This is a genomic window from Brevibacillus sp. B_LB10_24, from assembly GCF_046036945.1.
GTDB lineage: Bacteria > Bacillota > Bacilli > Brevibacillales > Brevibacillaceae > Brevibacillus_C.
In genome coordinates, this window is sequence record NZ_JBJQOQ010000009.1 from 70,599 (window position 1) to 82,903 (window position 12,305).

Annotated in this window: 17 protein-coding genes and 3 pseudogenes; 2 read left to right on the top strand and 18 right to left on the bottom strand. The window is 40.4% G+C overall.

The window, feature by feature from the left end; translation table 11 throughout:
- Positions 1–27: 27 nt before the first annotated feature.
- Positions 28–396, top strand: a pseudogene (locus ACI7RC_RS10705) (transposase); the annotation flags it as partial.
- Between the two features lie 203 nt (positions 397–599).
- On the opposite strand, the gene ACI7RC_RS10710 reads toward ACI7RC_RS10705, so the two are convergent.
- The 10 genes from ACI7RC_RS10710 to ACI7RC_RS10755 form a co-directional block, all read right to left on the bottom strand.
- Positions 600–848: a hypothetical protein gene (locus ACI7RC_RS10710; RefSeq protein WP_408108230.1), complete on the bottom strand. Its 249-nt coding sequence runs from the start codon at positions 846–848 to the stop codon at positions 600–602.
- Positions 849–1,120: 272 nt separating this feature from the next.
- Positions 1,121–1,678: an RHS repeat-associated core domain-containing protein gene (locus ACI7RC_RS10715; RefSeq protein WP_408108231.1), complete on the bottom strand. Its 558-nt coding sequence runs from the start codon at positions 1,676–1,678 to the stop codon at positions 1,121–1,123.
- Entirely contained in the window at positions 1,620–2,132 is a 513-nt protein-coding gene (locus tag ACI7RC_RS10720) for a hypothetical protein (RefSeq protein ID WP_408108232.1), read from the bottom strand. The genes ACI7RC_RS10715 and ACI7RC_RS10720 overlap by 59 nt, the downstream gene beginning before the upstream one ends.
- Positions 2,095–2,352, bottom strand: a complete 258-nt coding sequence (locus tag ACI7RC_RS10725; RefSeq protein ID WP_408108233.1) for a DUF6881 domain-containing protein — start codon at positions 2,350–2,352, stop codon at positions 2,095–2,097. The genes ACI7RC_RS10720 and ACI7RC_RS10725 overlap by 38 nt, the downstream gene beginning before the upstream one ends.
- Positions 2,353–2,418: 66 nt before the next feature.
- Entirely contained in the window at positions 2,419–2,706 is a 288-nt protein-coding gene (locus ACI7RC_RS10730) for an HYD1 signature containing ADP-ribosyltransferase family protein (RefSeq protein WP_408108337.1), read from the bottom strand.
- 915 nt (positions 2,707–3,621) lie between these two features.
- Entirely contained in the window at positions 3,622–4,248 is a 627-nt protein-coding gene (locus ACI7RC_RS10735; RefSeq protein WP_408108234.1) for a hypothetical protein, read from the bottom strand.
- 42 nt (positions 4,249–4,290) lie between these two features.
- Entirely contained in the window at positions 4,291–4,653 is a 363-nt protein-coding gene (locus tag ACI7RC_RS10740; protein WP_408108235.1) for a hypothetical protein, read from the bottom strand.
- Between the two features lie 350 nt (positions 4,654–5,003).
- Entirely contained in the window at positions 5,004–5,141 is a 138-nt protein-coding gene (locus ACI7RC_RS10745; protein ID WP_408108236.1) for a hypothetical protein, read from the bottom strand.
- Positions 5,142–5,898: 757 nt separating this feature from the next.
- Positions 5,899–6,141 carry a hypothetical protein gene (locus tag ACI7RC_RS10750; RefSeq protein WP_408108237.1) on the bottom strand — a complete coding sequence of 81 codons (243 nt, stop codon included), beginning with the start codon at positions 6,139–6,141 and terminating at the stop codon, positions 5,899–5,901.
- Between the two features lie 11 nt (positions 6,142–6,152).
- Positions 6,153–6,491: a hypothetical protein gene (locus ACI7RC_RS10755; RefSeq protein WP_408108238.1), complete on the bottom strand. Its 339-nt coding sequence runs from the start codon at positions 6,489–6,491 to the stop codon at positions 6,153–6,155.
- Between the two features lie 27 nt (positions 6,492–6,518).
- Between ACI7RC_RS10755 and ACI7RC_RS10760 the strand changes: the two are divergent.
- Positions 6,519–6,801: pseudogene (locus tag ACI7RC_RS10760) on the top strand (transposase); the annotation flags it as partial.
- 281 nt (positions 6,802–7,082) lie between these two features.
- On the opposite strand, the gene ACI7RC_RS10765 reads toward ACI7RC_RS10760, so the two are convergent.
- The 8 genes and pseudogenes from ACI7RC_RS10765 to ACI7RC_RS10800 form a co-directional block, all read right to left on the bottom strand.
- The gene (locus tag ACI7RC_RS10765) at positions 7,083–7,838 is read right to left on the bottom strand and encodes a hypothetical protein (protein WP_408108239.1); all 756 of its coding nucleotides are present in this window, start codon (positions 7,836–7,838) and stop codon (positions 7,083–7,085) included.
- A gap of 23 nt (positions 7,839–7,861) precedes the next feature.
- Positions 7,862–8,356, bottom strand: a complete 495-nt coding sequence (locus ACI7RC_RS10770; RefSeq protein ID WP_408108240.1) for a hypothetical protein — start codon at positions 8,354–8,356, stop codon at positions 7,862–7,864.
- Positions 8,357–8,593: 237 nt separating this feature from the next.
- Complete coding sequence (locus tag ACI7RC_RS10775) at positions 8,594–8,893, bottom strand: hypothetical protein (RefSeq protein ID WP_408108241.1); 300 nt, start codon at positions 8,891–8,893, stop codon at positions 8,594–8,596.
- 176 nt (positions 8,894–9,069) lie between these two features.
- A complete protein-coding gene (locus ACI7RC_RS10780; RefSeq protein ID WP_408108338.1) occupies positions 9,070–9,297 on the bottom strand; it encodes a polymorphic toxin type 17 domain-containing protein in 228 nt (75 codons plus the stop codon).
- A gap of 168 nt (positions 9,298–9,465) precedes the next feature.
- A pseudogene (locus ACI7RC_RS10785) lies at positions 9,466–9,625 on the bottom strand (RHS repeat-associated core domain-containing protein); the annotation flags it as partial.
- Positions 9,626–9,836: 211 nt separating this feature from the next.
- On the bottom strand, positions 9,837–10,295 hold the full coding sequence (locus ACI7RC_RS10790; protein WP_408108242.1) for a hypothetical protein: 459 nt from the start codon (positions 10,293–10,295) through the stop codon (positions 9,837–9,839).
- 94 nt (positions 10,296–10,389) lie between these two features.
- Positions 10,390–11,586, bottom strand: coding sequence for an RHS repeat-associated core domain-containing protein (locus ACI7RC_RS10795; protein WP_408108243.1), 1,197 nt, complete (start codon positions 11,584–11,586; stop codon positions 10,390–10,392).
- Between the two features lie 198 nt (positions 11,587–11,784).
- Positions 11,785–12,297 (bottom strand): hypothetical protein, encoded by a 513-nt coding sequence (locus ACI7RC_RS10800; protein WP_408108244.1) that lies wholly within the window; start codon positions 12,295–12,297, stop codon positions 11,785–11,787.
- Positions 12,298–12,305 lie beyond the last annotated feature (8 nt).

Consider the following 12,305-nt stretch of genomic DNA (forward strand, 5'->3'; position numbering starts at 1 on the left):
CCTTTGCTACTAAAGTACCGCTATTACTTACGTCCGATTTATAACGCCCCGACGGAAGAGGCTGCCTTGCTGGAATTGATCAATTTGAGGAAATCTGGTGCAAGCAGTATCCCTTGATTGTTCGTTCATGGCGGACCAATTGAGATGAACTCGAGACCTTTTTCAAGTATTCGCCGGAGCTGAGCAAGCTGATTTATACGACCAACATGATTGCCACCGTCAATTACGAAATGTTTCGAAAGTCAAAGTATCTTTCCGACCGATGAATCGCTGTTGAAAATGCTCTATTTGGCGACGATGGATGTGATGCGCAAGTGGACAGGTCGCGTTCAAAACTGGGGTCAAATCTCGCTTCAGCTTACGCTCCATTTTCCAGAGTGGGTGCAAATTCGATAAAGGGCTTAACATGGAGGGCGGGCATAATAGGCTAGTTTGCCATGCGATGTAGGGTTCCACGCATCGCTCCACAAAAATTTATGCCCGCTGGAGGCCCCATGTCAAGCCCAGCAACTGAGGTGCCGTATACACGTTTACACAAAATTCTTGACAGACCCTTACAGTGCCAACATTAGTTACTCGTATTCAGGTGTAGTGGCTGGTTATGGATAGGGGATTGGTTTAATCTCTTCCCCTTCCTTTAACCACCAAAAAGATGATTTTCCATAATAGATAGTTTTCGCCCAGTAAGTGTCATCTTCGTGGTAGACGATCTGTTCGTCCCCAATAAGTTTTTTACCACTCCACATTCTGTTTATTCTCCCAACAGCCTCTTCTTCCGTAATGTTAAACAATTCTATCATCTTGTTTTTTATATCTATTAGAAATTCTTCCCCCTGCTTATCTGTCACAATGTTAAATCTCCCCATTTCCGTCACTCTCCAATTCCAATATAAAATTGAGGTTGAATGTTATTAAAAAGCCATCTTGCCATGCTTTCACTGTTTATTCTTATTTGATTTCCCCATGCTCTAGGTACTTCTCCCTTAGCAAATTGTCTAGGATTCCCAAGTAAAGGACCTTCAACATAGTCATAATTATGCAATGGGGCACCATTTCTATTACTCTTAACAAAATCAACCCAATCTTTATTCGCACTCGGAAAATACAGTCCTTTAAAGCTTTAAAATTCCGATTCCTTCACCTTAAATACAACTACCAATCCCTCTCCTCCTGCCCATTCTTGAGCTTGTTTTAAGTTTCTTGTTACATAAAATTCTTTCCCAAAATCAAGATCCGATCTTGACTTACTTAGATCAATACCATTTTCGTGAATGTTAAATGCGTTTGCCGCTGTTGTACCATGATATAAAATTATATATTTATCTTTGTTATTCTGTGTATTTTCTACTGGAATAGCTACCGGCTTTGTTTCGGCTTTTTCTTGGCTGTAAACATTTTGTATCGCAGGATCGTTTAAGGTAACTGAAGTTAGCCATATTACAGCACCTTCTATAACAGCCTTTGTTTTATTCCAACCTGGTAATACGGCAGAGTCATGCCCTGTCGGGTCAAAATACCTCAATGGATTGTTGTACGTATACACATACCGATTCAAACTCAACGGATTTTCCACTTGCCCCTTATACGTATCCTCCGAAATAAACCGCCCTACACTCGGATCAAAGTACCGGACCGGCCCGCAGGTAATACAGCTTGGACTCGCTGTCGTACATCTCACCCGTATACTTGAATGGATTGGACATCGCCTCCTGCTGCGAGACGATGTTGCCCCAGCTGTCGTACTCGTAACGATTGAGCGTCTCCCCTCTTACATCCGTGATCGCGACGACAACCCCATGGCTGTTGTACAGGTAATAGCCCGACTCGTTGCTGGCCGCGTCTTTGCGGAACAAGAGCTGGTTGCCCCAGATGTTCTGCGCGGTGACATTCCCTTTGTCGTCCAGTTCCTCGATGACTTTTCCGTTCAGGTAGACGCAGTGGGTGGTCAGGTTGTTTTCCTGTTTGGTCGCACGCAGTCCGTTGGCATCATACCGTAAATCACCCTTCGTACAATTCTCATAGTTACTTACATTGGCAAAAAATCCCAGACGCGCATTGAATGCTTGTCTGGGATATTCCCGAACTGAATTAAACCTATAAATTTGGCCCGAATTTTTTCCATGCCAATTCAAAATACTCTTTACTTACCTTAATTGCGAGAAAAACAGAATTTTGGTTATATTCATCTATGTTTGGGGAGGGCTGGTCGGATAAACCCGTAGGATATGCTGTATCGAATTCACAATACACAATATCATCATAAGCATATCCTATCTTACCCTGGTCAAAAAACTCTATTTTCCTAGTCTCATAACCATCCTCTCCTATTTCACAAATAATTATATTTGGCATATCAGGCGATTTATTCTTTCAAATTAACATATGATATTCCATGACTAAACACCTCGTTTATCGATTCTAGGGTTTAAATCCACTAATTGAACCTGCGCCAACAAGTCTTTCTTTAATTGACAAGGGTTTATCATTTAATACTGCATAAATATTTGGGTACTTCTTAGGGTCACTTGCCAAGGGTAAACCAGTAACATCTATTGCAATATAATATTTTAATCTATCTATCTGTCCGGGGTTATTATAAAGTGTTCGTGATAAATCTTCTAGGGACATAGTATTAGGAGCAATATTTGTAAAATACTGTCCATCTCTTAAGCGTGCGTCCTTTGGCCTTACAGCTTTTCGGGCAATTCCCCTCGTCTAGCATACCGTCCAGATTCGGACGCTTTTCCCACCTTAATAGCTCCTCTTGTTTTCCCGTCATCACCGATCACCCCGTACTCTTTCTCGTATTACTCGGAATACCGAGTGAGTCGTTCTGCGGTTTTAAAGCAGTTCACTAGTTTAATCTCATGAGCGGTTGGAGTTTTAACTCGGTCACACACTACTTTTAAAGTCCGCTTACCTGCTTCTCCTCGTATAAAATGGTTACGGGCGATTTAAACGTGGTAAATTTTCATCTTATGTCTCGCCCAAATCTTCTATCACGCGAGAGGGCTGGAAAGATTCTAGGGCGATTTCTGGACGCTAGAGCGTCCCTTTTTCGTCGTATCGGGGGTATGGGCGGGACGTTACCTCTCCTCGATACGCTCGGAGTGCTTCGCCCTCACCGTTCTTGTAGACTGTCATAAGGGCACAAAGAAACCCCAGACGAGCGTTTACTCGTTTGGGGGGAAGTTAACATTATTAAACGGGCAGTTCACTCCAAAAGAGTTTTGTCACTCTGTTGGAAATGTTTAAATAGCAACTATCGGGAAATTGCTCTACTTTTTCTTTAATTTTTCTAGTTGTTTTTCCAGACTCCAATCATGTGGGCGTTTTGAAACATCGAACCATTTTGCTCCTGATGAAATCCATTTGTTTCTATAGTTCAGTAATGCAGTTTCAGTTGCATCCTCATAGCCAAATTCCGCTCCGCAACAATCGCAAATGTTGAAACTAGCCGTTTTTCCATCCAGCCCCCAAGGAGGTTCTTCTAGTTCTTCGTACCCACAGACAGGACAAATATATTTCCTACCAAATTTAACTCCTCCTAATCATTTTTGACTTGCAAAGTACCCCAGCCGAGCGTTTTTATGACTCGTTTGGAGTTCTCTGCCAACACGTTTATAACATTCTATCCACTGCTTTAATGTACATGGGACACCAGTGGAACGCATTGACGTTTGAATACGCTTCTTGAAATTCATCTTCTCGTTGAAACCAAGGTAAATCAGAATGACGATTTGATACATCTCGTAAACAGAACCACCCCTGTCTCAAGTCTTCTCCACCAGTTGACCTGAAATCAGCATTTGAGCAATTAGCACAAATGTTAAAGGATATATCCATTTTGTCCTGAAGTGCTTGTAATGCAATGGAGAAATCCACAACAGCATCGGCTTCAAAGATATTACCTCTGTATTCACATACGAGTTTGAATTTTAATTGCGGTTCATCAGGGTCATATTGTCTGGTAACTAAGACGTATTCCTCTATCGTTACAATTTCTATGGAATTACCATTTGTGATTTGTACACTATTCAAGAATTTATGTGAATATCCCTCTGGTAAATTTGTCATCAATTCAAGCAGACCCTGGACATATGTTCCCGCTTCGCTTTCAATATATAGAGATTTTCCTATTAGAATCATATGAACAGTATCATTTTCTCTAAATCGGACATAAAGATTCGTATCCTGAATTTGTCCCTTATCATCAATTAGTTTAGTAATAATTATCTTCTCGTTCATTCTACCCCTCCTTTTTTTACCATCCCTTAATTGAGATAGACTTTAGTTTAGCAAAATGGTTAAATAATATGGATTTGATTCAGCGTCAGATCTTGAAGCAATCCACGCTTTATGGTGAACTGGGTTTGTTGCAAAGACGCTGACGTGTCCTGTGGTAGGATTGTCTATCACAGCCTTTAAAACTCCTGTAGCATTTACCGCTTTAATTGAAGTGAACGTATATTTGGTAGACCCTGGCGCTAAAAAGTATGATAATCCTGTTGTATCTACTGGTCTTGGTGTTAGATTCATGTTTGTACCTAAACCATCACGGAATATTAGGGTTTGTCCATTATAATTATAGGTCGTAGTGCTTGTCGAGGTGTCCTGAGTAGCAATGTTCAATATTGTTGCTACAACAGCCACCCATCCTATTGCGCCACCAGAAGCTGAACCTGAACCAGACCTCGGCATAGTTGCAGTAGTTCCTGCCTAAAATAGTGGAGGGGTACTTAAATCATACTTTTTAGCAATTGATGATCCTAAGTTACTCCAGTATGCTGTTCTTGCCTCATAGTACCGGGCCCGCAGATATACAGCTTAGACTCGCTGTCGTACATCTCACCCGTATACTTTAACGGATTGGACATCGCCTCCTGCTGCGAGACGATGTTGCCCCAACTGTCGTACTCGTAGCGATTGATCGTCTCCCCTCTTACATCCGTGATCGCGACGACATCCCCGTGGCTGTTGACAAATATTAACCCATCGTGCGTCTAACTTAAATTTTGTTTTACTACATCATTCGTAATTGTCTTTTTAACTGTATTCATATCTAATCCTGTGCCCTCTAAAAGTCTTCCACCGTGCCCAAAGGTAATAGCTCCTCTTGCTTTCCCGTCATCACCGATCACCCCATACTCTTTCTCGTATTACTCGGAATATCGAGTGAGTCGTTCTGCGGTTTTAAAGCAGTTCGCTAGTTTAATCTCATGAGCGGTTGGAGTTTTAAACCGTCTACACGCTACTTTTAAAGTCCGCTCACCTGCTTCTCTTCGTATAAAATGGTTACAGGTGATTTAAACTGGGCAAATTTTCATCTTAGCGTCTCGCCCAAATCTTCTATCACACTAGAGGGCTGGAAAGATTCTGGGGCGATTTCTGGACGCTAGAGCGTCCCTTTTTCGCCGTATCGGGGGTATGGGCGGGACGTTACCTCTCCTCGATACGCTCGGAGTGCTTCAGACTGTCATAAGGCAAAGAAACCCCAGACGAGCGTTTACTCGTTTGGGGGGAGGTTAACATTATTAAACGGGTAGTTCACTCCAAAAGAGATTTTGTAACTCTGTTGTAAATGTTTAAATAGCAACTATCGGGAAATTGCTCTACTTTTTCTTAAATTTTTCTAGTTGTTTTTCCAGACTCCAATCATGTTGGCGTTTTGAAACATCGAACCACTTTGCTCCTGGTGAAATCCATTTGTTTCTATAGTTCAGTAAAGCAGTTTCAGTTGCATCTTTATAGCCAAATTCCGCTCCGCAACAATCGCAAATGTTGAACTAGCCGTTTCCATCCAGCTTTCGAGGAGGCACTAGGTGGAGCTGTTTCAAGCCGCCATGCCATCAAAAAAAAACCACAACGCGAGAGCTAGTCGCATTGTGGTTTAGGTAATTAGAAAATAATGTCAATACTAATATCATTCCATAGTTCTTTTAATGGTTTCGAGTTGATATTAGCATTTTTCAATAAATCTTCTTCATTCTCAAAAACTTGCAAAGTATCATAGTCATAATACTTCATAAATTGCCAACCTTCTTGGGTGTTCGTTATTGAATATCTATTATTCATATAAATAAATTCTACTTCCCTACCTAATTTAATATCGGCTTCAAAATCTTCATACGAATATTTCATATGAACCTCCATTATTTCCACTTACCTCTTGGTGGTTTTTTGCTCCAATCCCAATCATGTTCGTGAGGCACTTTGGGATGTTGTTTAGGGTTACCATGGTCAGTAAAATCAACATCTTTAATAGCTTTTCCATCCGGGCCATAGTATCTTCTAGTGATAATATTATCATCTTTATCTACCAAATCACTGGTTGAATTAGGTTTTCCAATTACAGGGAAAGTTTCTCCCTTTCTAACAAAATGTATGATCAGTAAATTTAGGATATTGCTTAGACCATCAAACCCACCTGTCAACCCCAATATCAAGCCTGAATTTAGGTCAGGAAAACCCATCTCTATTTGTTGCTTCATATACCCTTGTAGTAGTCTTTTTCTTAGCTGATTGTTCGTTCATGGTGGACCAATTGGGATGAACTCGAGACCTTTTTCAAGTATTCGCCGGAGCTGAGCAAGCTGATTTATACGACCAACATGATTGCCACCGTCAATTACGAAAGGTGACGAAAGGCAAAGTATCTTTCCGACCGATGAATCGCTGTTGAAAATGCTCTATTTGGCGACGATGGATGTGATGCGCAAGTGGACAGGTCGCGTTCAAAACTGGGGTCAAATCTTGCTTCAGCTTACGCTCCATTTTCCAGAGAGGGTGCACATTCGATAAAGGGCTTAACATGGAGGGGCGGGCATAATAGGCTAGTTTGCCATGCGATGTAGGGTTCCACGCATCACTCCACAAGAAATTATGCCCGCTGAAGGCTCCATGTCAAGCCCAGCAACTGAGGTGCGGTATTCACGTTTACACAAAATTCTTGACAGACCCACCTAGTATTTCGGCCACTTCCTAATTTTTATTTATACCATCTAGTTGATGAGTTGCAGTTTAAGGTGAAATAAGCCTGCTAAATTCGTAAGGTTGTAAGTTTTTTGTCTGGAATAATCGAGTTAAGCATTTCCTAACTCTTTTAAAACTCTATACCTGCTTGTAAGTTTCTCAAAGGGATTCCACCATAGTCTAATGAGCGAAATTATTGGACTTACAACTGAGTTTTCGATTCCAGCTATGTTTACAATTGCAGCAATCCCCACTTCCTCATGCCACTTCCAAGAGGCTCCAAGAGTTACTCTAATAAATTCTCCATAGAATGCACTCGCCTCTAAAACTAAGTCCCAGTCAACGATTTTGGTTGGGTTGTCTCTATACAATCCTTCCATAATTTCCTCAATTTTCCATAATGCAGTATCATCAGTAAGGATTATATTGTATCTTTCCTTAAACTTGTCGGCTAACTCCTCTCTATTTAAAAACAAATCCTTTGAAAAGCCTTCTGGAATCTGTGGAATCGGTTTTGCCACCCGATCAAACCATGGAATTCCATATTGGATAATAGCCTCCAATAATTCGTTAACTATCAATCTGAGAGAATCACTGTCTGAAAAAGTCCACCATCCAGTTTCCCCTTTTTCCTTAATCATCTCGGATACATATACAGCTTTAAGTTGCTTTGAGGTATTGATTGAAGCCCTGATAGAATTGGGGAAATGGTTACTCAGGTCAAAAGTAACATATTCAATTATCTCTCCTCTAGTTCGTGAAAATATCCAAATCTTCGAACTTGATTGTTGTTTATTCAGTGTAAAACCATAAGAATTCAATTTTGCTAATGCTTCTATAATCGTGTCTCTAATTTTTATTGGCACAAGTATATCCTCCTCTATGGTACTTAGACAGGTCTAAGTACTGGAAATCCAGGTCTAACCGTAGGCATCTTGCTTCCAGGTATTCCACCACCTAGAATAATATTAATCTTCTCAGAACTTGTTAGTGTTTCGTTATCAAGAATTTTTTGCAATTCTGTCTTTGGTTGAGTATCTTGCTTTTTCTTAATTTCACCGTAGTATATCATTCCTGGATCGGATGAATAAGTATATAATTTTATCATCTTATTCGGATCTGTCGGATGAGGTAACTCTAGACCATTTGGATTCCAAGAGCGACCTTGTATTGCGTAAATACCATGTTTATTAAAATCATTAACATATCCAAGAAGTTGTTTTAGTACTGCTTTATTTGCTGTCTTATTTCCGGATGGTGAATTACTTATGGGCCTCAATTCAAAAATCTCCAGTGTATGGTTTCCGTACAAGTCCTCTACCCAAAGTCCCATGTCGATGCGTCCAGTTTTTGATGGTGTCGGAGTCTCTATATATTGCATCATTTCCAAATTTCCCTTTAAAATATCCTTCTACCAATGCATGCACTTTCTGACCAAACCAAGCCTTTCCATACCCATCGTCTTCAATCAGTTTATGTCCCGTGGGTCAAGATACCTCAGCGGATTGTTATGCACATACACATACCGATTCACGTAGACGGCTATAGGCGAAAAAGAACCCCAGACGAGCGTCTACTCGTTTGGGGATAAGTAAAAAAATAATTCTAAAGGGTTTAAATGTTACCTTTTACTATGGTAAATATTAAAGTATTCTAACAACCCTCTCCAAACGTTTTCTGTAACAAAATAAGTTTCGACTGCAGAACTGACACAACCGTTCTCATCTTGGAACTTAATTAAAATATCTTTGTTATCACCTTTTCCGTAACTCCTATCCAAATAAGTTAACTTTTTACCAACATGATACTCTTTTGTTTTCTCTTCATCAATAATACTATTTTCTTGTAAAACTAACTCTGTTACAAAAGCTTCAATTACAAAGATGTTGTCTCCCTTTCGACATTCTGAACTAATACTCATAAATCATTCTCCTTGTAAAATTTTTTAAAGTGTTTTCCTTATCCTTACCGGGTTGAAATAGAGCGGACTTAAATATGCCAGGGTTCAAAAATGAATTAGTCTTCTTGTTACTATTATTAGGTTTTTGCGGAAAGTTGTTAGGGCCATGGTTTATACTTCCAGGTTTTTGGGATTTTTCACCATTTACATTTTGTATGCTTCCCATCAGGATGTTGAACATCCCAATGGTCATTCCCAACTTTAACAGAAGGTTTGTCTAACACCCATTCATTCCCATTCTTATCTATCACTCCGCCATTTGGACCTTTTTTATAAACTGGGTTACCTGATTTATCAAGGGGTGGTTCAAAAGGATAATCCCCAGATTTGGGTAATTCACTCCAAGGATGTTTAGTTGGATTAATAGTAGCTTTTGGGCTTCAAATTCCGCTCTTTCTTCAGGAGTTAAATCTCCACCTGCAGGAGTTGGATTACCGAACAATGTATAGAAAAAGATACCATTAGAGACCCCATCTTGCTGCACTTGTGACATCGGCTGCTGCACCTGCTACTGGAATCGGTGTCGGTATTGCGATATGTCCGCTAGGATCAAAATACCTCAACGGATTGTTATGCACATACACATACCGATTCAAACTCAACGGATTATCCACTTGCCCCTTATACATATCCTCCGAGATAAACCGCCCCACGCTCGGAGTACCGCGCCCGCAGATAGTACAGCTTAGACTCGTGTTTGGAAGGTAATTCCCTAATGAATCGTGGGTGATTTACACCTTAATCTAGATGTTTGTCATCAGACCTTATAAACGATAGCCATATCCATAACAACAGAAATAAAAAATAGGGGGGCCCATAAGTAGACATCTTCTTATGGACTAGCCCCTTCATCTAAAATGTTATTATCGTAAATTCTTAAAATTTAATACGACTTCTATTTCTATTAAACCCATTTATCAAGATTCCAACCATTACTAAGCCTTTCAATTAGTAACGAGTCGTTCCATATCCCCCAAGGGGATAATTTTTTCTGATCATTTGATAGTTCCGAAACTGGTTCACGGTGCCAAGTTTCGGTATCAACAATGTGCCATTTAATTAAATTACCGTCCTTATCGACAGATTTAGATCTCATATATCTGGGCGGTTTAAAACTTTTAGGAACATCATAGTTTCCAAGGTGCTTTAAAATACCTTGTTTATATGCCGCTTTTAGTGGAAAGTAAACAAAGAAGAGTTCATTCCCTTTAACTAATTCTTCAAGGTTATTCGTATCATTATATAAACCAGGCAATATTCTAATTAACTGTCCAGTATCTGGTTTATTTAAAACGTATTGAAAAAAAGCTTTACCCTTAGTTGTTGCAATCTCAAACACATCTCCAACTTTGGGACTCTTCATATAATCACTCTCCATATCCTATACCTTTTAATAATTCATATCCTCGTTTCAATTGTTCGGCGTATTTTGGATTTGTCTTTGAAATACTATTTATTTAATTCATCAAAGTACCGCCATTTTTACCTAGTCCATGTATCTCAATCAATGCTTGCTCAACAGCTCTTGCATCTGCCCTATTGAGGTTTTTCATTAGACCTTCAATATTAATTCCCTTTGAGTTTAAGTGTTCAGCCGCTCTTCTTGCAAGGTTATTGGTAATACCTACATACTGTACTACATCATCTGCATTTCTAGACAAATACACGACATTGTTGGTAGTAGTTTTTGCCCCTATATTTTTTAAACCACCAGCTGCAGGTATTGAGAGCATCCCCAGTCGATCCATGAGTTGTGTCTTGTAGAAGATTCTATCCCACGAGCTCAATTCTTTTCTCTGGGTAGAGCCTTCAACACCCAGATAACCAACAAGAACGCCGTTTTCAATTAATGGTAATCCGACAGCTTCGCTATCATCTAAATGATTAAACCCTTGATCCCAATATGCTTGAACCCTGTCTCCACCACCATTGCAATCGCCTGCATGTGCCCATTTATTGTCACTTGACATACAGTAATGACCGGATGGGTCAACATTATTAAGTGGGTTATTATGAGTATACGTATAACGGTTCAGTGATAACGGATATTCCACTTGCCCCTTATACGTATCCTCTGAGATAAACCGCCCCATACTCGGATCGTAGTACCGAGCCCGCAGGTAATACAGCTTGGACTCGTTGTCATACATCTCCCCCGTATACTTGAACGGATTGGACATGGCCTCCTGCTGCGAGACGATGTTGCCCCAGCTGTCGTACTCGTAGCTGTTGAGTGTATCTCCGTTCGCATCCGTTATCGCGACGACATCCCCATGGCTGTTGTACAAGTAATAGCCGGACTTGTTGCTGACCGCATCCTGGCGGAACAAGAGCTGGTTGCCCCAAATGTTCTGCGCAGTAACATTTCCCTTATCGTCCAGTTCTTCAATGACTTTCCCATTCAGATAGACGTAGTGGGTCGTCAGGTTGTTTTCCTGCTTGGTCGCCCGTAGGCCGTCCGCATAATACCGGTATGAGATAGAAATTCCCGACGGATTGGTAAATTCCTTCAAGCGCTCCTGGCTATCATACGTGAACGTGGTATTTCCCATCGGAGGATTGGTCGTTCCACTGAAGGTCTCCCGGTTTCCTCGGTTGTCGTATGTGTAGGAGGCATCTCCTGACGGTGTCGTTTCTCCCTTGATGCGATCCACTTTATGTGTAACGGTACAAGAAGGCCGCTCCGTTCCGAACGACTATCATATAAGGTTGGTTTAAGTAATCGAAACCTATTTCTTCTCATCAGATTCGGAGTGCTTCGCCCTCATTCTGTTCTTGTAGACTGTGACAACAGCAAAAAGAACCCCCAGACGAGAAATTGACCACACACTCGTAGGGGTTCCAATTTTTTCCTAAGACGTCGATTGTAGGGTATTTTTTAGTTGCAGATACTCTAGTTCAGTAAGATTTACAACAGCTACCATACTAAGAAGACCACTTTGGTCAATTCCAAATCTTACACGTCCAGATTGGATTAAAGATGTCAAGTTTTTTGACTTTCCAAATTTAATACAAACTTCTTTATCCCTTAAATGAACCTCAAACCTTTCTTCTTCGTCTAAAAATCCATTTTCGGGTACCTTCGCAACATTAAAAACGGGCAATCCTGAACTTACCGATAACCCAATCAAATTGCTTTCTAGCGAATCTAAGAAATAATTATCCGTTTGAGTCAATGTTATTGATCGAATAACCCCTTGACTTGACATCCCCAACTCCAACAAGGACTTTTTAAAATCGCCTGTTCTCCAATAGAGAGTACGGTCATGAGTATTATCTAGTTCCCATCTGATGTCGATAGGTATATAGGGATCTATCTCTATTCTTTCATCTGAGACTTTATATACTTTTAGAAGTTCTAGCATACATTAAC

Coding starts and splice junctions, on each gene's coding strand:
- ACI7RC_RS10755 (WP_408108238.1), bottom strand. CDS start 6,491: ATGAAGCAACAAATAGAGATGGGTTTTCCTGACCTAAATTCAGGCTTG.
- ACI7RC_RS10800 (WP_408108244.1), bottom strand. CDS start 12,297: ATGCTAGAACTTCTAAAAGTATATAAAGTCTCAGATGAAAGAATAGAG.
- ACI7RC_RS10725 (WP_408108233.1), bottom strand. CDS start 2,352: ATGCCAAATATAATTATTTGTGAAATAGGAGAGGATGGTTATGAGACT.
- ACI7RC_RS10735 (WP_408108234.1), bottom strand. CDS start 4,248: ATGAACGAGAAGATAATTATTACTAAACTAATTGATGATAAGGGACAA.
- ACI7RC_RS10770 (WP_408108240.1), bottom strand. CDS start 8,356: ATGATGCAATATATAGAGACTCCGACACCATCAAAAACTGGACGCATC.
- ACI7RC_RS10750 (WP_408108237.1), bottom strand. CDS start 6,141: ATGAAATATTCGTATGAAGATTTTGAAGCCGATATTAAATTAGGTAGG.
- ACI7RC_RS10790 (WP_408108242.1), bottom strand. CDS start 10,295: ATGAAGAGTCCCAAAGTTGGAGATGTGTTTGAGATTGCAACAACTAAG.
- ACI7RC_RS10775 (WP_408108241.1), bottom strand. CDS start 8,893: ATGAGTATTAGTTCAGAATGTCGAAAGGGAGACAACATCTTTGTAATT.